17 protein-coding genes and 1 pseudogene are annotated in these 21,213 nt (G+C 67.9%); 6 read left to right on the top strand and 12 right to left on the bottom strand.

The window, feature by feature from the left end; translation table 11 throughout:
* Window positions 1–36: 36 nt before the first annotated feature.
* From ribBA to ABIC51_RS11440, 6 genes and pseudogenes are all read right to left on the bottom strand, one after another.
* On the bottom strand, window positions 37–1,179 hold the full coding sequence (ribBA, locus tag ABIC51_RS11465; protein WP_060083970.1) for a bifunctional 3,4-dihydroxy-2-butanone-4-phosphate synthase/GTP cyclohydrolase II: 1,143 nt from the start codon (window positions 1,177–1,179) through the stop codon (window positions 37–39).
* A 147-nt stretch (window positions 1,180–1,326) separates the two neighbouring features.
* On the bottom strand, window positions 1,327–1,845 hold the full coding sequence (locus ABIC51_RS11460; protein ID WP_027788130.1) for a DUF1993 domain-containing protein: 519 nt from the start codon (window positions 1,843–1,845) through the stop codon (window positions 1,327–1,329).
* Window positions 1,846–1,991: 146 nt separating this feature from the next.
* Window positions 1,992–2,237 (bottom strand): annotated as a pseudogene (locus tag ABIC51_RS11455) (riboflavin synthase family protein); the annotation flags it as partial.
* A gap of 40 nt (window positions 2,238–2,277) precedes the next feature.
* The gene (gene ribD, locus ABIC51_RS11450; RefSeq protein ID WP_027788129.1) at window positions 2,278–3,399 is read right to left on the bottom strand and encodes a bifunctional diaminohydroxyphosphoribosylaminopyrimidine deaminase/5-amino-6-(5-phosphoribosylamino)uracil reductase RibD; all 1,122 of its coding nucleotides are present in this window, start codon (window positions 3,397–3,399) and stop codon (window positions 2,278–2,280) included.
* 15 nt (window positions 3,400–3,414) lie between these two features.
* A complete protein-coding gene (gene hemL, locus ABIC51_RS11445) occupies window positions 3,415–4,698 on the bottom strand; it encodes a glutamate-1-semialdehyde 2,1-aminomutase (RefSeq protein ID WP_014897811.1) in 1,284 nt (427 codons plus the stop codon).
* A gap of 191 nt (window positions 4,699–4,889) precedes the next feature.
* A complete protein-coding gene (locus ABIC51_RS11440; RefSeq protein ID WP_027788128.1) occupies window positions 4,890–5,342 on the bottom strand; it encodes a hypothetical protein in 453 nt (150 codons plus the stop codon).
* A 255-nt stretch (window positions 5,343–5,597) separates the two neighbouring features.
* On the opposite strand from ABIC51_RS11440, the gene ABIC51_RS11435 reads away from it, so the two are divergent.
* A complete protein-coding gene (locus ABIC51_RS11435; protein WP_027788127.1) occupies window positions 5,598–6,815 on the top strand; it encodes a Bcr/CflA family multidrug efflux MFS transporter in 1,218 nt (405 codons plus the stop codon).
* A 98-nt stretch (window positions 6,816–6,913) separates the two neighbouring features.
* On the opposite strand, the gene ABIC51_RS11430 is transcribed toward ABIC51_RS11435, so the two are convergent.
* The 3 genes from ABIC51_RS11430 to zwf all read right to left on the bottom strand — a co-directional run bounded on the left by ABIC51_RS11430 (window position 6,914) and on the right by zwf (window position 11,057).
* On the bottom strand, window positions 6,914–8,842 hold the full coding sequence (locus tag ABIC51_RS11430; protein WP_124545214.1) for a bifunctional transcriptional regulator/glucokinase: 1,929 nt from the start codon (window positions 8,840–8,842) through the stop codon (window positions 6,914–6,916).
* Window positions 8,820–9,500, bottom strand: coding sequence for a 6-phosphogluconolactonase (gene pgl / locus ABIC51_RS11425; protein ID WP_059695897.1), 681 nt, complete (start codon window positions 9,498–9,500; stop codon window positions 8,820–8,822). Before pgl ends, ABIC51_RS11430 begins: the two co-directional genes overlap by 23 nt.
* A gap of 87 nt (window positions 9,501–9,587) precedes the next feature.
* Window positions 9,588–11,057, bottom strand: a complete 1,470-nt coding sequence (gene zwf / locus ABIC51_RS11420) for a glucose-6-phosphate dehydrogenase (protein ID WP_146253441.1) — start codon at window positions 11,055–11,057, stop codon at window positions 9,588–9,590.
* A 432-nt stretch (window positions 11,058–11,489) separates the two neighbouring features.
* On the opposite strand from zwf, the gene ABIC51_RS11415 reads away from it, so the two are divergent.
* The 4 genes from ABIC51_RS11415 to ABIC51_RS11400 all read left to right on the top strand — a co-directional run bounded on the left by ABIC51_RS11415 (window position 11,490) and on the right by ABIC51_RS11400 (window position 15,891).
* Complete coding sequence (locus ABIC51_RS11415) at window positions 11,490–12,737, top strand: ABC transporter substrate-binding protein (RefSeq protein WP_027788123.1); 1,248 nt, start codon at window positions 11,490–11,492, stop codon at window positions 12,735–12,737.
* 137 nt (window positions 12,738–12,874) lie between these two features.
* Window positions 12,875–13,813 carry a carbohydrate ABC transporter permease gene (locus tag ABIC51_RS11410; RefSeq protein WP_027788122.1) on the top strand — a complete coding sequence of 313 codons (939 nt, stop codon included), beginning with the start codon at window positions 12,875–12,877 and terminating at the stop codon, window positions 13,811–13,813.
* Window positions 13,803–14,660 carry a carbohydrate ABC transporter permease gene (locus ABIC51_RS11405; RefSeq protein ID WP_006476648.1) on the top strand — a complete coding sequence of 286 codons (858 nt, stop codon included), beginning with the start codon at window positions 13,803–13,805 and terminating at the stop codon, window positions 14,658–14,660. Before ABIC51_RS11410 ends, ABIC51_RS11405 begins: the two co-directional genes overlap by 11 nt.
* Before the next feature lie 112 nt (window positions 14,661–14,772).
* Complete coding sequence (locus ABIC51_RS11400; RefSeq protein ID WP_021163438.1) at window positions 14,773–15,891, top strand: ABC transporter ATP-binding protein; 1,119 nt, start codon at window positions 14,773–14,775, stop codon at window positions 15,889–15,891.
* A gap of 89 nt (window positions 15,892–15,980) precedes the next feature.
* Here the strand turns inward: ABIC51_RS11400 and ABIC51_RS11395 are convergent, their stop codons facing one another.
* From ABIC51_RS11395 to trxB, 3 genes are all read right to left on the bottom strand, one after another.
* Entirely contained in the window at window positions 15,981–16,604 is a 624-nt protein-coding gene (locus tag ABIC51_RS11395; RefSeq protein WP_027788121.1) for a trimeric intracellular cation channel family protein, read from the bottom strand.
* Window positions 16,591–17,370, bottom strand: a complete 780-nt coding sequence (locus ABIC51_RS11390; protein WP_027788120.1) for a Smr/MutS family protein — start codon at window positions 17,368–17,370, stop codon at window positions 16,591–16,593. Before ABIC51_RS11390 ends, ABIC51_RS11395 begins: the two co-directional genes overlap by 14 nt.
* A gap of 136 nt (window positions 17,371–17,506) precedes the next feature.
* Window positions 17,507–18,469: a thioredoxin-disulfide reductase gene (trxB, locus tag ABIC51_RS11385; protein WP_021163435.1), complete on the bottom strand. Its 963-nt coding sequence runs from the start codon at window positions 18,467–18,469 to the stop codon at window positions 17,507–17,509.
* A 413-nt stretch (window positions 18,470–18,882) separates the two neighbouring features.
* Between trxB and ABIC51_RS11380 the strand changes: the two genes are divergently transcribed.
* On the top strand, window positions 18,883–21,192 hold the full coding sequence (locus tag ABIC51_RS11380; protein ID WP_021163434.1) for a DNA translocase FtsK: 2,310 nt from the start codon (window positions 18,883–18,885) through the stop codon (window positions 21,190–21,192).
* The last annotated feature ends 21 nt before the right edge of the window (window positions 21,193–21,213 follow it).

Genomic DNA, 21,213 nt, shown 5'->3' with positions numbered 1-21,213 from the left:
GGATGAACGGTTATAGGGCGAAAGCGCCGTGGCGGGTTACGCGTTGGACGCCGGGCAGGACTTGGCTTCGCCGCCGGGCATCGGAATGAAGCCCGTGACTTCCAGGCCGTAGCCGGACATGCTGCCCAGCTTGCGCGGATTCGACAGCACCTGCATCTTGCCGACGCCGACATCGCGCAGGATCTGCGCGCCGATGCCGAACGTCTTGAAATCGACCGGCCGGCGCTTCAGCACAGCGGCCTTTTCTTCCTCGTCGAACGCCTTGAAGACGTCGATCAGGTGTTCCTTCGTGTCGCCGCAGTTGAGCAGCACGATCACGCCGAGGTCGCGCTCCGCGATCTCGCGCATCGCGGCGTCGAGCGTCCACGAGTGCGTCGACACGCCCGTTTCGAGCAGGTCGAGCACCGACAGCGGCTCGTGCACGCGCACCGGCGTATCGACGTTGGGCGCGGGCGCACCGCGCACCAGCGCGATGTGCGGCGAGCCGCTCGGCTGGTCGCGGTACAGCACCGCGCGGAACGTGCCGTGCGCGGTCTGCATCGTACGCTCGGCGATCCGCTCGATGATCGATTCGGTGCGGCTGCGGTACTGGATCAGGTCGGCGATCGTGCCGATCTTCAGGTTGTGTTCCTGCGCGAATTCGATCAGGTCGGGCAGGCGCGCCATCGTGCCGTCGTCCTTGATGATCTCGCAGATCACCGCGGCCGGCGTGAGGCCGGCGAGCGCGGTGAAGTCGCAACCGGCCTCGGTGTGGCCCGCGCGCACGAGCACGCCGCCCGGCTGCGCCATGATCGGGAACACGTGGCCCGGCTGCACGATGTGCTCGGGGCGCACGTCGTGCGCGACCGCCGTGGCGATCGTGTGCGCACGGTCGGCGGCCGAGATGCCGGTCGTCACGCCTTCGGCCGCTTCGATGCTGACCGTGAACGCGGTGCCGTACTGCGTGCCGTTGCGGTAGGTCATCAGCGGCAGGTGCAGCTGCTTGCAGCGTTCCTGCGTCAGCGTCAGGCAAACCAGGCCGCGGCCGTACTTGGCCATGAAGTTGATCGCTTCCGGTGTGACGAATTCGGCGGCGATCACGAGGTCGCCCTCGTTTTCGCGGTCTTCTTCGTCGACCAGGATCACCATCCGGCCGGCTTTCAGCTCGGCGATGATGTCGAGCGTGGAGGCGAGCGTCATAAGGGGGCGAGAAAGAGGAAAGTGCGTATTTTACGCCAGCCGGGCGGCGTTTCGGCTGGCAGGGGCCGCGCGCCGCCGGCAAGCGCTCCGGAAAGCGCCGCGGCCGGCCTGCGCGGCAGGCCTGGCCGGGCCTTGCCCGGCCGCGCGTCAGGCGTGCTGGTCGCGCCCGCCCAGGTAGTCGAGCTTGCCGAGCTCGACGCCGCTGTGGCGCAGGATGTCGTACGCGGTCGTCACGTGGAAGAAGAAATTGGGCAGCACGAAATTCAGCAGGTACGACTGGCCGGTGAACTCGATCGGGCCGACGCGCATCTTCAGCACGATCTGGCGCGTCTCGCTGCCGTCGATCTGCGCGGCGTCGAAGCTTTTCAGGTAGTCGATCGTCTTCTGGATGCGTGCGTGCAGTTCGTCGAAGGTCTGCTCGACGTCCGGATAGCTCGGGATCTCGGCGCCGGCGAGGCGGGCGGCGCAGCCCTTGGCCGTGTCGGTCGCAATATAGACCTGGCGGACGAGCGGCAGCATGTCCGGGTACAGGCGGGCGCCGACGAACACCGACGGATCGATCTGCTTTTCGGCCGCATGCGCCTGCGCCTTGCCGAGAATGTGCTGAAGATTGGTCAGGCCGCGGATCAGCACGGGCAGTGAAGCCTGGTACATCGAGATGGACATGGGGGCGACTCCTTGAGGAAGAGGGCGGCCGCTACGCGGCGCGTCGTGCATTGCGGTATCGAGACCGCTGTCGACGCATCTTAGCGCGACCGCATGACCCGTGCGCGTCGTTGGCCGTTCGGTCGATGGAGCCGGCGGGCGGGCCGGTGCGCGCGCAGCGCCTTCTCGAGGTTCACTTCGCCGGGGTGGGCGAGGCCGACCGTACGGTTCAGGCTTTCGCGCGACACGTCGACGTCGAACGCGGTGTCGCTCCTGTCGATCACCGTCATGCACGCGCCCTGGATCGCAATGCTGTCGCCCAGCGCGACATCGGCGAGGTCGAGGCCGCCGGCCAGCTCGGTCAGGCGCACGCCGGCGTCGGCCGACGCGTCGAGCGGCCGGATCGATTCGATACGGCCGCGACAATTCCGGTGAACATCGCGACGATCCCGTTCAGTGCGCGGCGTCCGTCGGCGTGAAGCGCGCGAGGATCCGCAGATCGTCGCCGACCCGCTCGACCCCGTGGAACGACAGCCGCGTGCGTGCGTCGAGGCTCGCCGGCGCGGCGAGGTCGAACATGCCGGCCGCATCGGCGCCCAGCAGGCTCGGTGCGAGATAGACGAGCAACTCGTCGACGCACTGTTCGCGCAGCAGCGAGCCGTTCAGCTTGTGGCCGGCCTCGACGTGCAGCTCGTTGACGCCGCGTGCGCCGAGCGCCGCCAGCATCGCGGGCAGGTCGACCTTGCCGTGCGCATTCGCGAGCGGCACGATTTCCGCGCCGCGCGCCTTCAGCACCTTCGCCCGCACTTCGCCCGCGGCGTCGAGCCGGCCGCAGAAGATCAGCAGCGGAGCGCCTTCGAGCAGCCGCGCGTCGAGCGGCAGGTCGAGGCGGCTGTCGACCAGGATGCGCTGCGGCTGGCGCGGCGTGTCGATCCCGCGCACGGTCAGCAGCGGGTTGTCCTCGCGCACGGTGCCGATGCCGGTCAGGATCGCGCAGGCGCGCGCGCGCCACGCATGCCCGTCGAGGCGCGCGGCCTCGCCGGTGATCCACTGGCTTTCGCCGGACGGCAGCGCGGTGCGGCCGTCGAGCGACGCGGCGGTCTTCATCCGCACCCACGGGCGGCCGCGTGTCATCCGCGACACGAAGCCGATGTTCAGTTCGCCGGCTTCATGCGCGAGCAGCCCGCAGCGTACGTCGATGCCGGCGTCGCGCAGCATCCCGAGGCCGCGCCCCGATACCTGCGGGTTCGGGTCTTCCATCGCGGCGACGACCTTCGCGACGCGCGCGTCGATCAGCGCGTTCGCGCACGGCGGCGTGCGGCCGAAATGGCTGCACGGTTCGAGCGTGACGTAGACGGTCGAGCCCGCGACGTCGTAGCCGCGCGCGCGCGCGTCCTTCAGCGCCTGGACTTCCGCGTGATCCTGGCCGGCCGGCTGCGTGAAGCCTTCGCCGATCACGTCGCCGTCCTTGACGATCACGCAGCCGACACGCGGGTTCGGTGCCGTCGTGTACATGCCGCGCGCGGCGAGCGCGAGCGCACGCTGCATGTGGGCGAAATCGATATCCGAGAACATGCGCGCGGCCCCGGGTCAGGCAGCGAGTGCCGCGAAGGCGCGGCGCGCGGCCGCGAGCGTCGCGTCGATCACCGCGTCGTCGTGCGTGCTCGACACGAAGCCGGCCTCGTACGCGGACGGCGCGAAATACACGCCTTCGTCGAGCATCAGGTGGAAGAAGCGGTTGAAGCGCTCGGTGTCGCTCTTCGTGACTTCGGCGAAGCTGGTCGGCACGCGTTCGGCGAAGTAGAGGCCGAACATCGCGCCGATCGAATCGGCCGCGAACGGCACGCCGGCCGCACGCGCTTCGGCCGCGAGGCCGTCGGCGAGGCGCTTCGTCTGCGCGGTGAGCGCGTCGTAGAAGCCCGGCGCCTGGATCAGCTGCAGCGTCTTCAGTCCCGCGGCGACCGCGATCGGGTTGCCCGACAGCGTGCCGGCCTGGTAGACGCCGCCGAGCGGCGCGAGGTGGGCCATGATGTCGCGGCGGCCGCCGAACGCGGCAGCCGGCATCCCGCCGCCGATCACCTTGCCGAGGCAGGTGAGGTCGGCCGTGATCCCGTAGTACGCCTGCGCGCCGCCGAGCGCGACGCGGAACCCGCACATCACCTCGTCGAAGATCAGCACGGCGCCGTGCTTCGTGCACAGTGCGCGCAGCGCGTTGAGGAATTCCGGCGTGCCGCGCACGAGGTTCATGTTGCCCGCGACCGGCTCGACGATCACGGCGGCGATCTCGTCGCCGAACGCGCCGAACGCTTCCTCGAGCGCGGCGACGTTGTTGTATTCGAGGACGGTCGTGTGCTTCGCGATGTCGGCGGGCACGCCGGCCGACGTCGGGTTGCCGAACGTCAGCAGGCCCGAGCCGGCCTTCACGAGCAGGCTGTCCGCGTGGCCGTGGTAGCAGCCCTCGAACTTGACGATCCGGCTGCGGCCCGTGAAGCCGCGCGCGAGGCGCAGCGCGCTCATCGTGGCCTCGGTGCCGCTCGACACCATCCGCACCTGCTCGATCGACGGCACGAGCTTGCAGATTTCCTCGGCGATCTCGATCTCGGCTTCGGTCGGCGCGCCGAACGAGAAGCCGTCGGCGAGCACGTTCTGCACGGCCGACAGCACTTCAGGATGGACGTGGCCGACGATCATCGGGCCCCACGAGCCGATGTAGTCGATGTACTGCTTGCCGTCGGCATCCCAGAAATACGGGCCTTGCGCGCGCGCGACGAAGCGCGGCGTGCCGCCGACCGAACGGAATGCGCGCACCGGCGAGTTGACGCCGCCGGGAATGGTCTTCTGGGCGCGTTCGAAGAGGATCTGATTGTTGGACATGAGCGAAACCTGCGAGAGAAGGGCGCGGGGGCCTGTGCACGGGCCGCGGCGCCTGGGCGGAACGATCGTCCGATTGTACCGGAGACGCGCGCGGCGGGCCCGCGGCGCGGTCCGCGGCCTTTCGGCGCGTGCGGGGTTGCACGGGCCGGGGCCGGAAAGGAGGGGCAGATGCGGCACGGCGGCCGCTTCGGTTATCGCGGCGGTTTGCGCTTGCCGGTCAGCTCGGCCCAGCGTTTCTCGAGCGGGCCTTCGACCATCGGCTTGATCACGGTGCCGGAGCTTTGCGCGTCCCAGGTCTGTACCGAGTACGGATGCACGCGCAGCGCATCGCGCGGGATCACGACGTCCTGGTGCGCATCGACCAGCCAGTCGTATACGAAGTCGATGCACAGCCGGTAGCCACGCTTCGTCGCTGGATCGGGTACCTCGTACGGCGCGCGCGTCACGTAGCCGGAGCCGAACACGCCCTTGGGTTCCTTCGCGACACGGTGCAGGAACACGCGGTCGCCCGGCAGGACGCCGCGCGCGAAGCCGCAGCCCCACACGTCATGCACGGCCTCGCCGGCCTTCACGCGCGCGGCGACGTCGGGCAGTTCGGGCCACGGCCATTTCTTGGGGCTCCAGATCAACAGGAAAGCGGTCATCGGTTCGGTCGTGTGTCGAATTGAATGGATCAGACAATAGGCAGCGAGGCGCTGCAAGCTTAATCGAATCCTTGCTCGCGATCCCGCGCGGCGGGCGCCGTGCCGGTGTTTTTTCCGCCGGTCGCGCGCCGGGCCGGCGGCACTAAAAAAAGTTGCGCGTACAATCATGGGCCCGAGCGCGCCGTTCGCGGCGCGGTCTCCCGTCTTCACCACCACGCGCGCCCCGATGCGCGCGGCGCTTCATTCCGGATACCCATGTCTCACGTCGTCCGGCGCCGGCCCGATGCCCGGCTGATCCTGTTGCTCGGCGCGCTCGCCGCCTGCGGGCCGATCGCTACCGACATGTACCTGCCGAGCCTGCCGTCGATCGCCGACGGCTTCTCCGTCAGCCCCGGCGCCGCGCAGCGCACGCTGACGAGCTTCATGGCCGGCTTCTCGATCGGCATGCTGCTGTACGGCCCGCTGTCCGACACGTGGGGCCGCCGTCCCGTGCTGCTCGGCGGCATCGCGCTATTTACGCTCGCGAGCATCGGCTGCTTCGTGTCGAACTCGATCGACATGCTGATCCTCGTGCGCTTCCTGCAGGCGCTCGGCGCCGGCGCGGCGTCGGTGCTGTCGCGTGCGATCGCGCGCGACGCGCACGAGCCGACCGACGCGGCGAAGGTGCTGTCGATGGTCGCGATCGTCACCGCGGTCGGGCCGCTGCTCGCGCCGCTGATCGGCGGGCAGATCCTGCGTTTCTCGGGCTGGCGCGGCGTGTTCGTCGTGCTGGCCGTGTTCGGCGCGGTGTGCGCGGCGACCGCGTACCTGCGCGTGCCCGAAACCTGGCCGAAGGAGCGGCGCAAGAGCGCGGCCGTGCTCGCGTCGTTCGCGTCGTACGGGCGCATCCTGTCCGACCCCGTCGCATGGGGGCACATGCTGTGCGGCGGGATGGCGTTCGCGTCGATGTTCTCGTACATCACCGCGACACCGTTCGTCTACATCGAGTATTTCCACGTGTCGCCGCAGCACTACGGGCTGCTGTTCGGCCTGAACGTGGTCGGCATCATGATCGGCAACTTCACGAACACGCGGCTGGTCGGCCGCGTCGGTTCGCTGCGCATCATCGCGGCCGCGTCGCTGGTGAGCTGCATCGCGTCGCTCGCGGTCGCGCTCGTCGCGCTGACGGGGTGGGGCGGGCTGTGGTCGATCGTCGTGTGCCTGTTCTTCGTCGTCGGCGTGGTCGGGATCCTGTCCGCGAACTGCACGACCGACCTCATGCATCGTTATCCGCACAATGCGGGCGCGTCGGCGGCCGTGTTCGGCGCGATGCAGCTGGCGCTCGGCGCGATCGCGAGCGTGGCGATCGGCGCGCTCGCGGACGGCACGCCGTTCGCGATGGGGGTGACGATCGGTGTTACGGGCGTGCTGTGTTTCGCCGGGCGCTGTCTCGTGCTGCGCTGGCACGGGCGGCCGGTGAAAGCGGGGGCGTGATCCTCCAGCCGGGCGGCACCATGAAAAACGCCACCGCGCGCGATGCGCCGGTGGCGTTTTTCGTTGGGGGCAGGAAGCGGCTTGCGCCGCGCCGTGCGTCAATCCCGCGCGACGTCCTTCGCCGCCGGCGACGCGCCGTGGCTCAGCCAGTCGAGCACGTCGGCCGTTTCGTCGTCGCTCGCGCGTGCCTTTGCCTGGGCGACGGCCTCGGGCAGTTCGCCGTTCGTCGACGCCCGGCGGATCGCGACGCCGACCGCGAGGATGTCGATCATCAGCAGATGCAGGATCCGCGAGATCATCGACAGCTGCGATTCGCGCATCTCGATGTGGTCGGTCTCGAGCGCGACGGTCGCGCGCTTCGCGAGCGGCGTGTTGCTCGACGTGATCGCGATCACCTTCGCGCCCGCCTGCATCGCGACGTCGAGCACGCGCAGCAGCTCGGGCGCGCGTCCCGACTTCGACACCGCGACGATCACGTCGCCCTTGCCGAGCAGCGCGGCCGATGCGGCCTGCATGTACAGGTCGCCGTACGCGATCGTCGGGATCCCGAAGCGGAAGAACTTGTAGTGCGCGTCCTGCGCGACGATGTTCGAGTTGCCGAGCCCGTAGAACTCGATGCGCCGCGCGCCGTTCAGGATCTCGATCGCGTTCTCGACGTGCTCGAAGTTCAGGTGCTCGCGCAGCTGCAGGATCGCCGACACCGTGTTGTCGAGCACTTTCGCGCCGAAGTCGGTGGCCGTGTCGCCGAGATGCACCTGGCTGTGGCTCATCGGGATCGTGCCGGTGAGGCCGGTGGCGAGCTTCAGCTTGAAGTCCGACAACCCCTGGCAGCCGAGCGAGCGGCAGAAGCGGATCACCGTCGGCTGGCTCACGTCGGCCTTGCGCGCGATGTCGACGATCGGGTCGTTGATGATCGAGCGCGGATGGTTCAGCGCGAGATCGGCGACGCGGCGCTCGGCCGGCGTCAGCGCGTCGCGCATCTGGCGGATCCGTTCGAACACGGCCGACGACGCACCGCCCGAGCGGTTCGACAACTGCTCCGCGAGGATCGCGGATACGCCGAGGAACGCAGGGTATTCGGCGGTGATCAGGTAGGTCGGGATGTTCTCGAGATAGTGCGTGAAGCGGCCCTTCGCCTCGAAGCGCGCGCGGAACGACGAGCGCGTGAACAGCTCGCCGAGCTTCAGCGCGACGCCGCCGCCGATGTACACGCCACCGAGCGCACCGAGCGTCAGCGCGACGCTGCCCGCGAACGCGCCGAGAATCCCGCAGAAGCATTCGACCGTCTCGAGCGCGAGCGCGTCGCCCGCATGCGCGCGCTCGACGATCTCGACCGTGTCGACGGTCGCGGCGACGCGCTTCTTGTCGCGCGCGGCGAGCGCGCGATAGATGATCTCCATGCCGGGGCCCGCACACACGCGTTCGAACGACACGTGCGGAAACTTCTTGCGCGCGTACTGCAGCACCAGATCCTCGCGCTCGTCCTGCGGCGCGAACGACGCGTGGCCGCCCTCGCTGCCGAGCGCGATCCAGCGGTCGTCGGCCGGAATCAGCCCCGACACGCCGAGCCCGGTGCCGGGCCCGAGCAGCCCGATCACGCTGTTCTGGCGGCGCGTGCCGCCGCCGATCTGCACGCGCTGCGCGTCGGTCAGGCCCGGCAGCGCCATGGCCAGCGCGGTGAAATCGTTGACGACGAGCAGCGTGTCGAAGCCGAGCGCGCGGCGCGTCGCCTCGATCGAGAAGCTCCAGTCGTGGTTGGTCATCGTGACCTGGTCGCCGTCGACCGGATTGGCGATCGCGATCGCCGCGTGGTTCACGCGGCTGATCTTCACGTCCTTCAGGTATTTGCGGATCGCGTCGGTGAGCGTCGGATAGTCGGCGCCGGGATACACGCGGATCTGCGTGATGTCGCCCGGCCCGGTTTCCAGCGCGAAACGCGCGTTGGTGCCGCCGACGTCCGCGAGCAGGCGCGGGCCGTCGGCATGCTGGCCCGCGACAACGGCCTTACTTTGCGCACCAGTAGACATCGAGCTGGGTCCCCTTGTCGTTGGCCAGTTGGGAAATCGCGTTCTTCTGCAGCGATGCGGCCGCGGCGTCGAGCACCGCGCGCTTGCGTTCGCCCGCGATCAGCAGGAACAGCCGGTCGACGCGCTTGAGCGCATCGAGCGAGAAGCTCACGCGCGCATGCGGCGCGGCGCCGGGATGCACGGCGACGAACCGCTCGGGCGTCGTGATCGCGTGATCCCATTCGGGCGCATCGGCGAAGATCGACGCGGTATGGCCGTCCTCGCCCATGCCGAGCACCGCGACGGTCGGCACGCGGTAGTCGGCGTTCGCGTTCAGCGCGGCGACGTGCGCGTCGAGCGCGCTGCGCGTGTCGACGAGCGGCAGGAAGCGGGCAGGGGCCGCCGCGTGCTGCAGCAGCGTGTCGCGCACCAGGCGCGCGTTGCTGGCCGCGTCGTCCTCCGGCACCCAGCGGTCGTCGACCAGCGTCACGTCGACGCCGGCCCAGTCGAGCGCCGCGTGCGACAGCGTGTGCAGGAACGGGCGCGGGCTCGTGCCGCCGGACACCGCGAGCGTCGGGCGCGCGGGGCCGGCGAGCGCGGCGCGCAGCGCATCGCCGACGGCGCGCGCGAGCGCTTCGCTTTGCGCTTCCTGGGTGTCGAAAGCGTGGATCTCGATCACATCTCCTCCGGACTGCTTTGTCTGTTCAAATCGTACGAATCGTGGGGCACGTCGCCGCGTACGAAGGCGTGCGCGGTGACGTTTACATCAGTTCTCTTCTTCGAGCCAGCAGGTGTCGTGCTGCGCGAGCATCGCGCTCGCCGCGGCCGGCCCCCACGTGCCCGCCGCGTACGGCTTCGGCGGCTTCAACGTGCGGGCCCATTCGTTCAGGATCGGTTCGACCCAGCGCCATGCGGCTTCCTGTTCGTCGCGGCGCACGAAGAGGGCGAGACGGCCGTTGATCACGTCGAGCAGCAGGCGCTGGTACGCCTCCATTTGCCCTTCCTTGAAGAACTGGTCGAACGCGAGGTCGAGGTGCACGCTCGCGAGGTTCATCCCTTCGCCCGGCTGCTTGGCGAGGCAGTACAGGCGGATCGTCTCGTTCGGCTGCAGCCGGATCACGAGGCGGTTCGAACCGGGACGCAACGCGGTGGGCCCAAGCGCCGAGTGCGGCACCGGGCGGAAATTGACGACGATCTCCGCGACGCGGTCGGCCAGACGCTTGCCGGTGCGCAGGAAGAACGGCACGCCGGCCCAGCGCCAGTTCTCGATCTCGACCTTCAGCGCGACGAAGGTTTCGGTCTGGCTGTCGGGCTTCACGCCCGGCTCGGTCGCGTAGGCGGGCACCTGCGCGCCCTTGATCACGCCCGCATGATACTGGCCGCGCACGGCCACCTTGCCGATGTCGCGCGGATCGACCGGCTTCAGCGCGCGCAGCACGCGCAGCTTCTCGTCGCGCACCGAATCCGAATCCATCGAATGCGGCGGCTCCATCGCGACGATCGACAGCAGCTGCAGCAGGTGGTTCTGCACCATGTCGCGCAGCGCGCCCGTATTGTCGTAGAAATCGCCGCGTGCCTCGACGCCGAGCTCCTCGGCGATCGTGATCTGGATGCTCTCGACCCATTCGCGGCGCCACAGCGGCTCGAACAGCGCATTGCCGAAGCGCAGCGCGAGCAGGTTCTGCACGGGTTCCTTGCCGAGGTAGTGGTCGATCCGGTAGATCTGGCCTTCCGTGAAGATCTCGCCGACCGCGTCGTTGATCGCATTCGACGACTTCAGGTCGTAGCCGAGCGGCTTCTCGAGCACGATGCGCGAGCCTTCGTTCAGGCCGACCGACGCGAGCGCCTTGCAGATCGGCACGAACAGCGACGGGCCCGTCGCGAGATAGAACACGCGGATGCCGGGCAGCGATGCGATCGCGTCGCGCAGCACGACGTAGTCTTCCGCGCGACCGAGGTCGAGCTTCACGTACTCGATGCGATCGAGGAAGGACTTCCATGCGGTTTCGTCGAGCGCCTTGCCGGCGGCTTTCTCCGCGTGCGGCTTCACGTGCGTGTCGACCCACTCGAGATAACCCGCGCGGTCCGATTCGTGACGCGCCACGGCGACGATCCGGCCGCTCTCCGCCAGCATGTTCGCACGGTGCGCTTCGAACAGCGCGGGCAGGATCTTGCGCATCGACAGATCGCCGGTGCCGCCGAAAAGTACGAAGGTAAAGCTGGAATCGGTATGCATGTGTCTCCGCCGTGTTGGGGGTGCTGGGAAGCGATCCGTAGTGCGATAAAAATATTTTTGACACTGAATTGTAGTTTAACTACAATCCGCCGCAAGGGGTAGCACCTGGGTGAAGAAAAAAAGAAGTGCGGTCGATGAACTGCGCGAGCTTCGCCTTCGGGAACGCCTTGTGCCGAATGTTATCGGACATTGACGGCGCGCATCGTCGGCGCGCCGTCGGCCCCGGGCTCGCGCCGCAGCATCGCGGCGGGCCAGAAACACAAAGAGGAGACACGCCGTTGAATCTCGATTCACGCTTTCTGTAAGAGCCCGGCCGGTCATCGGCCCCGTACGCTGCATGCGTCCCGCGGCTCGATTTCCCCGTCGTTTATCAAGAAGCCGGTTCCCGGTCAGGGAACCTCACGAGTTGATTCAGTCTGGAGGAGATAAGTAATGAAAGTTCGCTCGATCATGGGCGCGCTCTGCGCGGCAGGTCTGATGGCTGGCGCCGTGGCGGCGCAGGCAGCCGAGAACGTAACGGTGCTGCACTGGTGGACCTCGGGCGGCGAGTCGAAGGCCGTCGGCGTGCTGAAGGACGACCTGCAGAAGCAGGGCTACGTGTGGAAGGACTTCGCGGTCGCGGGCGGCGCGGGCGCAGCGGCGATGACCGCGCTGAAGACCAAGGTGATCAGCGGCGACGCACCGTCGGCCGCGCAGATCAAGGGTCCGCTGATCCAGGACTGGGCCGACCAGGGCGTGCTCGTCAACATCGATTCCGCTGCCGGCGACTGGAAGCAGAACCTGCCGCCGGAAATCGACAAGATCATCAAGTACAAGGGCCACACCGTCGCGGCGCCGTTCTCGGTGCACCGCGTGAACTGGCTGTACATCAACAAGGCCGCGCTCGACAAGGTCGGCGCGAAGGTGCCGACCACCTGGCCTGAATTCTTCGCGGTGGCCGACAAGCTGAAGGCCGCGGGTATCCAGCCGGTCGCGATGGGCGGCCAGCCGTGGCAGGACCTGACGCTGTGGGAAGACGTCGTGCTGTCGCAGGGCCCGGCGTTCTACAAGAAGGCGCTGGTCGACCTCGACCAGGCGACGCTGACGTCGCCGCAGATGCTGTCCGTGTTCGACACGGTGCGCAAGATCCAGGGTTACTTCGATACCGGCCGTAACGGCCGCGACTGGAACCTCGCGACCGCGATGGTCATCAACGGCAAGGCCGGCATGCAGTTCATGGGCGATTGGGCGAAGGGCGAGTTCGAGAACGCCGGCAAGAAGGCGGGCAAGGACTACATCTGCGCGGCGGTGCCGGGCACGGCGAATGCGTATACGTTCAACGTCGACTCGTTCGTGTTCTTCCAGCAGAAGGGCGAGAAGGCCGCGACGCCGGGCCAGCTCGCGCTCGCGAAGACGATCATGACGCCGGACTTCCAGGAGCAGTTCAGCCTGCTGAAGGGTTCGGTGCCCGTGCGCCTCGGCGTGAAGATGGACAAGTTCGACGACTGCGCGAAGAAGTCGTACGCCGACGAGCAGACCGCGATCAAGTCGGGCGGCTTCGTGCCGTCGCTCGCACACGGGATGGCGCAGAGCGATGCGACCGCCGGCGCGATCACGGACGTCGTGACGAAGTTCATGAACTCGCAGCAGGATTCGAAGAGCGCGGTCGCCGCGCTCGCGAAGGCCGCGAAGGTCAAGTAACGCGCGACAGGCGCCCGGCCGGACACGCTATCTCGGCCGGGCGTTTTTGCATGTGCAGCAAACGGGCTCGCCCGCGGGCCCGTGCCGTACCGGCGCCGGCCCGGCCTGCGCCGCCCTCGTTCCAGGAGTCGAATCAAGTGGCTGCCCCTCTTAGCGGAAACGGATCCGGCGCTGCCGCCGCACGGCGTACGTCGCCGATGTCGGCCTTCGCCGATCGCTGGATCCCGAAGCTCGTGCTTGCGCCGAGCGTCGCGATCGCCGTGGTGTTCATCTACGGCTTCATCCTGATTACCGGCTATCTGTCGCTGACCAATTCGCGGCTGTTGCCGAACTACGAATTCGACGGCTTCGGCCGTTACACGGACCTGTTCCAGAACGACGTGTGGTGGACGTCCGCCGCGAACCTCGCGTGGTTCGGGATTCCGTTCATCGCGATCTGCGTCGCGCTCGGGCTGTTCCTCGCGATCCTGCTCGACCAGCGGATCCGCAACGAAGGCGCGCTGCGCGCGATCTTCCTGTACCCGATGGCGCTGTCGTTCATCGTCACGGGTACCGCGTGGCAGTGGATCCTGAACCCGGGCCTCGGCCTCGAGAAGGTGATGCACGACTGGGGCTGGACGAGCTTCTCGTTCGGCTGGCTCGACGATCCGGACAAGGCGATCTTCTGCGTGGTCATCGCGGCCGTGTGGCAGTCGACCGGCTTCGTGATGGCGCTGTTCCTCGCGGGGCTGCGCGGCGTCGACAGCGAGATCTTCAAGGCCGCGCAGGTGGACGGCGCGACGCTGCCGACCATCTACCGCAAGATCGTGATCCCGAGCATGCGCCCGGTGTTCTTCTCGGTGCTGCTGATCCTCTGCCACATCACGATCAAGACCTTCGACCTCGTCGTCGCGCTGACGGCGGGCGGGCCGGGCACGTCGTCGTCGCTGCCGGCCATGTTCATGTACACGTTTTCGTTCAACCGCGGCCAGCTCGGGCTCGGCGCGGCATCCTCGGTGATGATGCTCGCGACCGTGGTCGCGGTGCTGGTGCCGCTGATGTATATGGAATCGAGGAGCACCCGCAATGCAGCCTAAGATGACGATCAGCCGGGCAGTGATCTACGCGGCACTGATCCTGTTCGCGCTGTATTTCCTGTTCCCGATCTACGTGATGCTGTCGACGTCGTTCAAGGATCTCGACCAGCTGCGTACCGGCAACCTGCTGACGCCGCCCACCAGCTGGACCGTCGACCCGTGGGTGAAGGCGTGGAGCGGCGCCTGTACCGGCGTGCGCTGCGACGGGATGAAGCCGTTCTTCCTGAACTCGCTGCAGATGGTGATTCCGGCCGTGCTGATCTCGTCGCTGATCGGCGCGTTCAACGGCTACGTGCTCACGCACTGGCGCTTTCGCGGCGCCGACGCGCTGTTCACGATGATGCTGGTCGGCTGCTTCATCCCGTTCCAGGTGATCCTGCTGCCGATGGCGCGCCTGCAGGGGATGCTCGGCCTTGCCAACACGATTCCGGGCCTCGTGTTCGTGCACGTCGTGTACGGGATCGCGTTCACGACGATGTTCTTCCGCAACTTCTACGTGAGCGTGCCGGCCGAGCTGGTGAAGGCCGCGCGCATCGACGGCGCCGGCTTCTTCACGATCTTCACGAAGATCCTGCTGCCGGTGTCGCTGCCGATCTTCATGGTGTGCCTGATCTGGCAGTTCACGCAGATCTGGAACGACTTCCTGTTCGGGATCGTGTTCTCCGGCGTCGATTCGATGCCGATCACGGTTGCGCTGAACAACCTCGTCAACACGTCGACGGGCGTGAAGGAGTACAACGTCGACATGGCCGGCGCGATCATCGCCGCGCTGCCGACGCTGCTCGTCTACATCGTCGCCGGCCGCTATTTCGTGCGCGGGCTGACGGCGGGCGCGGTGAAGGGGTAAGCGCGGCTTCATCCGATACGACGAACCGGCCGCGCCTCGCGCGCGGCGCATCGAAACGAACCCGACGCGGCGCCGGAGTGCGCCGCGCGAGACGAGACAGAGGATTCACAGCATGGCAAGCCTTTCCATCCGTGACGTGTACAAGACCTACCCGAACGGGGTGCCGGTCCTGAAGGGTGTCGACATCGAGATCGAGGACGGACAGTTCCTGATCCTGGTCGGCGGCTCGGGCTGCGGGAAATCGACGCTGCTCAACATGATCGCCGGGCTCGAGACGGTCACGAGCGGCGAGATCTGCATCGACGGCAAGGTCGTCAACGACCTGTCGCCGAAGGATCGCGACATCGCGATGGTGTTCCAGTCTTACGCGCTGTACCCGTCGATGACGGTGCGCGAGAACATCTCGTTCGGCCTGAACATCCGCAAGGTGCCGAAGAGCGAACAGCAGCAGATCGTCGACCGCGTGTCGCAGATGCTGCAGATCCAGCACCTGCTCGACCGCAAGCCGGGCCAGCTGTCCGGCGGCCAGCGCCAGCGTGTCGCGATGGGCCGCGCGCTCGCCCGCGATCCGTCGCTGTTCCTGTTCGACGAGCCGCTGTCGAACCTCGACGCGAAGCTGCGCATCGAGATGCGCGCGGAAATCAAGCTGCTGCACCAGCGCCTCGGCACGACGATCGTCTACGTGACGCACGACCAGATCGAAGCGATGACGCTCGGCGACCGGATCGCGGTGATGAAGGACGGCGTGGTCCAGCAGTTCGGCGCGCCGCAGGAGATCTACGATTCGCCGTCGAACCTGTTCGTCGCGGGCTTCATCGGCGCGCCGCCGATGAACTTCATCAACGGCAAGCTGGTCGAGCAGGGCAGCGGGATCGCGCTCGAGATCGACACGGGCCTCGCGCGCAGCGCGCTGAACCTGCCGTTCGACGCGAAGCGGATGAACGGCCACGTCGGCCGCGAGGTGATCCTCGGGCTGCGTCCGGAGCGCATCACCGATGCGCGCAACGCACACCACGGCGAGGCGTCGAAGCTGCAGCCGATCGACGTGCGCGTCGACGTGACCGAGCCGACCGGGCCGGACACGCACGTGTTCGCACAGGTGAACGGCAAGCGGATCGTGAGCCGCGTGCATCCGGCCGCGAACCCGCAGCCGGGGCAGACGCAGTCGCTGCTGTTCGACGTGTCGAAGGCCGTGCTGTTCGATCCGGCGTCGGAAGAGCGGATCGCGTGAGGCAGCGTTCGCGCTGAACGAAGAAGGGGCCGTCTCGACGTGAGCGGCCCCTTTTGTTTCTGGCGATGCGTCCGGCGTTGCGGCGGCGCTCAGTGCGGCAGCCGCACGTCGAACTTGAAGGTCGCGAGCCGCGCGACGAGGATGAAGCCGGTCGCGAGCAGCACGCTGTACACGGAATCGAACTGCAGCCACACGAGCAGCAGGTAGAACCAGCAGCCGACGAACGCACAGGTCGCGTACGGCCGCGAATCGCGCAGGATCAGCGGGATGTCGTTGCACAGCACGTCGCGGATGATCCCGCCGACCACGCCGGTAATCACGCCCATCATCACCGCGATGAAGCGCGGCATCTCGGCATCGAGCGCGATCGCCGTGCCCGAGATGCTGAAGATCCCGAGCCCGATCGCATCGGCGACGAGCAGCAGCCGCTCGGCCGACAGCCGCGACAGCATGCGCAGCACGAACGGCGCGAACAGCGCGAGCACGAAGATCGCGATCACGTAGTCGTCGTGCACGACCCAGTAGAACGGGCGGCGCTCGAGCAGGATGTCGCGCAGCGTGCCGCCGCCGAACGCGGTGGCGAGCGCCACGACGAACGTGCCGACCGAATCGAGACGGTTCTTGCGCGCCTCGATGAAGCCCGAGATCGCAAAGGCCAGCGTGGCGATCGCCTCCAGTACCGCGATCGCGAGCGTCAGCCTAGGATGCGGCACGCGGCCCCCGGTCGGCGGGTGCCGCGAACGGCTGCAGCAGGACCAGCACCGCGCCCGCGCCGCCGTCGTGGCCGCGCGCCTCGCAGAACGCGATCACTTCTTCCTTCTGCACGAGCCACGCGCGCACCTTGCCCTTCAGCACGGGTTCCTTGCCGATCGAGCCGAGCCCCTTGCCGTGGATCACGCGCAGGCAGCGCAGCCCTTTCTTGCCGGCTTCGCGGATGAACTCGGCGAGCGCGTCGCGCGCCTCGTCGCGCCGCATCCCGTGCAGGTCGATCTGCGCCTGCACGATCCACGCGCCGCTCCTCAGCTTGCGCACGACGTCGCGGCTGATGCCGGGGCGGTGGTAATACAGCGAGTCGTCGCTGTCGAGCAGCGTCTCGGGATCGAATTCGTCGGACAGCGTCGCGTTCAGCACGGCTTCCTCGTCGCGCTGCGTCTGCTTCGGCACCGGGTCGGGCGGCGTGCGGCCGGCTGCCGCGCGCGGCGGGGCATTGAGCGGCTGGATCGCGCCGATCTCGTTGCGGAACAGGTTCGCGTCGGCTTCCGCCTTGCGCTCGGCCTTGGCCGTTTCGACGCGTTGGCGTTCGCGGCGATCGGCTTCGCCTTGCAGCGACTTGCGCAATGCGCCGAGGCCCGCGAGCCCCTGGCCGCGCAATGCGGCGGGATCGGGCGCGGGCGCCGGCGCGACGGGCGCGGGGTTCGCGGGACGGGCGGCGATCTGCCGCTTCGCGGGATCGCTCGGATGGGGCTGGTTCTTCGCCATGATTCGGTACACAGGGCAGGCGCGTTCGGGCGCGCGGGCAAAAAAAAGCCGCTGCACGGCGGCAGCGGCTTTCCGGTCGAGCCCGCTTCGCGGCAGCGGACGCCATTGTAGCGCCCGGCGCGAGCGGTCTCGCGGCTTACTTCTTGTCGTGCAGGCTTTCGAGGTAGCGCTGCGCGTCGAGCGCGGCCATGCAGCCCGTGCCCGCGCTGGTGATTGCCTGGCGGTACACGTTGTCCTGCACGTCGCCGGCGGCGAACACGCCCGGCACGCTCGTCGACGTCGCGTTGCCGTGCAGGCCGCTCTTCGTCAGGATGTAGCCGTCCTTCATCTCGAGCTGGCCCTGGAACAGGTCGGTGTTCGGCTTGTGGCCGATCGCGACGAACACGCCCTGCACGCTGAGGTCTTCCGTCGCACCGGTCTTCACGTTCTTGATGCGCAGGCCCGTGACGCCCGAATCCTCGCCCGTCACTTCGTCGAGCACGTGATCCCACTTGATCACGACGGCGCCTTCCTTTTCCTTTTCCAGCAGGCGGTCGATCAGGATCGGCTCCGCGCGGAACTTGTCGCGGCGGTGGATCACCGTGACCTTCTTCGCGATGCCCGTCAGGTAGAGCGCTTCCTCGACGGCCGTGTTGCCGCCGCCGATCACCGCGACTTCCTGGCCGCGATAGAAAAAGCCGTCGCAGGTCGCGCAGGCCGACACGCCCTTGCCCATGAAATGTTCTTCGGACGGCAGGCCGAGATACTGCGCGGACGCGCCGGTCGCGATGATCAGCGAGTCGCACGTGTATTCGCCCGAGTCGCCGATCAGGCGGATCGGCTGCTCGTGCAGCTTCGCGGTGTGGATGTGGTCGAACACGATTTCGGTGTTGAAGCGCTCGGCGTGCTCGAGGAAGCGCGCCATCAGCTCCGGACCCTGCACGCCTTTCGCGTCTGCCGGCCAGTTTTCGACGTCGGTCGTGGTCATCAGCTGGCCGCCCTGCGCGATGCCGGTGATCAGCACCGGGGACAGGTTGGCACGTGCCGCGTAGACGGCAGCCGTGTAGCCGGCGGGGCCGGAACCGAGAATCAGGACTTTGGCGTGTTTGGGCGTGGACATGTGCGAATCCGTAAAAGTCGGCTGCGGCGGGCGGGGTAGGGCTCGCCGTACGATCCGGGTTGACCGGGATGCCGTCATAGATGGGTATCAGACGCGCATTATAAAGGCCCCGTTGCTGCGTTGCCGAACGAGAGTTTCAATCGCGGCGATAGTGTCTCGCGGCGCAACGGTCGCGCACGCGGGGCGGGCGGGGCGAGGCACCCGCCCGGGGCGGCGCGGCTGCGGGCGGCCGGCCGGACCGCGCACCGGAGTGAAAGGGCGGAAAGGGCCGCCGCGGAGAGCATGCGCCGCGCCGGCCGTACCCCGGCCCTGTTATGTAACCGTCATTTACACTTGGCGGCCCGGTGCAGCGCTTACAATATGCGGGATCGAACGACAGGCGGGCGCGCAGCCCGTCCTCTTTATACGGATTCATGGCAAAAGCTCCTTATTCCGCCCAGGCACAGGCGTTGCCGCACCGGATGTCGAAGCTCCTCACGGAGATCCGCTGGATTCTCCAGGTCGCGCTCTGCGCATTTCTGGTGATGGCTCTGCTGAGCTACAGCCGGCGCGATCCGAGCTGGACGCACGCCGCCCAGGTGGACCACATCTCGAACTGGGCCGGCCGCGTCGGCGCCTGGACGGCCGACATCATCCTGCTGCTGTTCGGCCTGTCGGCCTACTGGCTGATCGTGCCGCTCGCGCGGCGCATCGCCGTCAACTACCGCCGCATCACGCGTCACGAGGCGGTCGTGGACGAACCCGAGCGGCCGATCGGCTGGCTCACCGAAATCTTCGCGTTCGTGCTCGTCGTGCTGGCGTGCGACGGCATCGAGGCGCTGCGCATGTGGTCGCTGAAGGTGCAGTTGCCGCGCGCGCCGGGCGGCGTGATCGGCGAGGCCGTGGCGGGCGCGATGTCGCACGCGTTCGGCTTCACCGGCGGCACGCTGCTGCTGCTGATCCTGCTCGCGATCGGCCTGTCGCTGTATTTCCGCTTCTCGTGGCTGTCGGTCGCCGAGCGCGTCGGCGGTGCGATCCTGTCCGCCGTCAATGTCGCGAAGCTGCGCCGCGAGGCCGAGCGCGACCGCAAGCTCGGCGAGGCCGCGGCCGTGCGCCGCGAAGGCAAGGTCGAAGAGGAGCGCGTGCGCATCGAGGATCACGAGCCCGTGACGATCGTGCCGCCGGTCGTCACGCCGGCGAAGTCCGAGCGCGTCGAGCGCGAGCGCCAGGTGCCGCTCTTCACCGACCTGCCGGGCGATTCGACGCTGCCGCCGGTGTCGCTGCTCGACCCCGCGCCGAAGGCGCAGGAGGCGATTTCGGCCGATACCCTCGAATTCACGTCGCGCCTGATCGAGAAGAAGCTGAAGGATTTCGGCGTCGAGGCGAGCGTCGTGGCCGCGTATCCGGGCCCGGTCGTCACGCGCTACGAGATCGAGCCGGCCACCGGCGTGAAGGGCAGCCAGATCGTCAACCTCGCGAAGGATCTCGCGCGCTCGCTGTCGCTCGTGTCGATCCGCGTCGTCGAGACGATTCCCGGCAAGAACTACATGGCGCTCGAGCTGCCGAACCAGCGCCGCCAGACGGTGCACCTGTCCGAGATCATCGGTTCCGAGGTGTACGCGGCCGCATCGTCGGCGCTCACGCTCAGCCTCGGCAAGGACATCGGCGGCAAGCCGGTGTGCGCGGATCTCGCGAAGATGCCGCACCTGCTGGTCGCCGGTACGACCGGCTCGGGCAAGTCGGTCGGGATCAACGCGATGATCCTGTCGCTGCTGTATAAAGCGACCGCCGAGCAGGTGCGCCTGATCCTGATCGATCCGAAGATGCTCGAAATGAGCGTCTACGAAGGCATTCCGCACCTGCTGTGCCCGGTCGTCACCGACATGCGCCAGGCCGGCCACGCGCTGAACTGGACGGTCGCGGAGATGGAGCGCCGCTACAAGCTGATGAGCAAGCTCGGCGTGCGCAACCTCGCGGGCTACAACAACAAGATCGACGAGGCCGCGAAGCGCGAGGAGAAGCTGCCGAATCCGTTCAGCCTGACGCCGGAAGATCCCGAGCCGCTCGGCCGCCTGCCGAACATCGTCGTGGTGATCGACGAGCTGGCCGACCTGATGATGGTCGTCGGCAAGAAGGTCGAGGAACTGATTGCACGGATCGCGCAGAAGGCGCGCGCGGCCGGCATCCACCTGATCCTCGCGACGCAGCGTCCGTCGGTCGACGTGATCACGGGCCTCATCAAGGCGAACGTGCCGACCCGGATCGCATTCCAGGTGTCGTCGAAGATCGACTCGCGCACGATTCTCGACCAGATGGGCGCCGAATCGCTGCTCGGGATGGGCGACATGCTGTACCTGCCGCCGGGCAGCGGGCTGCCGGTGCGCGTGCACGGCGCGTTCGTCGCCGACGACGAAGTGCACCGCGTCGTCGAGAAGCTCAAGGAGCAGGGCGAGCCGAACTACGTCGAGGGCCTGCTCGAAGGCGGCACCGCCGACGGCGACGAGGGCTCGGCCGGCGCGGGAACCGGCGAAGGCGGCGGCGAGTCTGATCCGCTGTACGACCAGGCGGTCGAGATCGTCATCAAGAACCGCCGCGCGTCGATCTCGCTCGTGCAGCGGCACCTGCGGATCGGCTATAACCGCGCGGCGCGGCTGCTCGAGCAGATGGAGCAGTCGGGGCTCGTGTCGGCGATGTCGTCGAGCGGCAACCGCGAAATTCTTGTGCCGGCGCGCGACGCGGAATGAGTCCGCGGCGTTCGCGGCGCC

The sequence above is a fragment of the Burkholderia sp. 572 genome (genome assembly GCF_040545135.1).
Classification (GTDB): Bacteria; Pseudomonadota; Gammaproteobacteria; order Burkholderiales; family Burkholderiaceae; genus Burkholderia; species Burkholderia cepacia.
The sequence above is the reverse complement of the archived record's forward strand: the minus strand, read 5'-3'. Positions and strand labels throughout refer to the sequence as shown.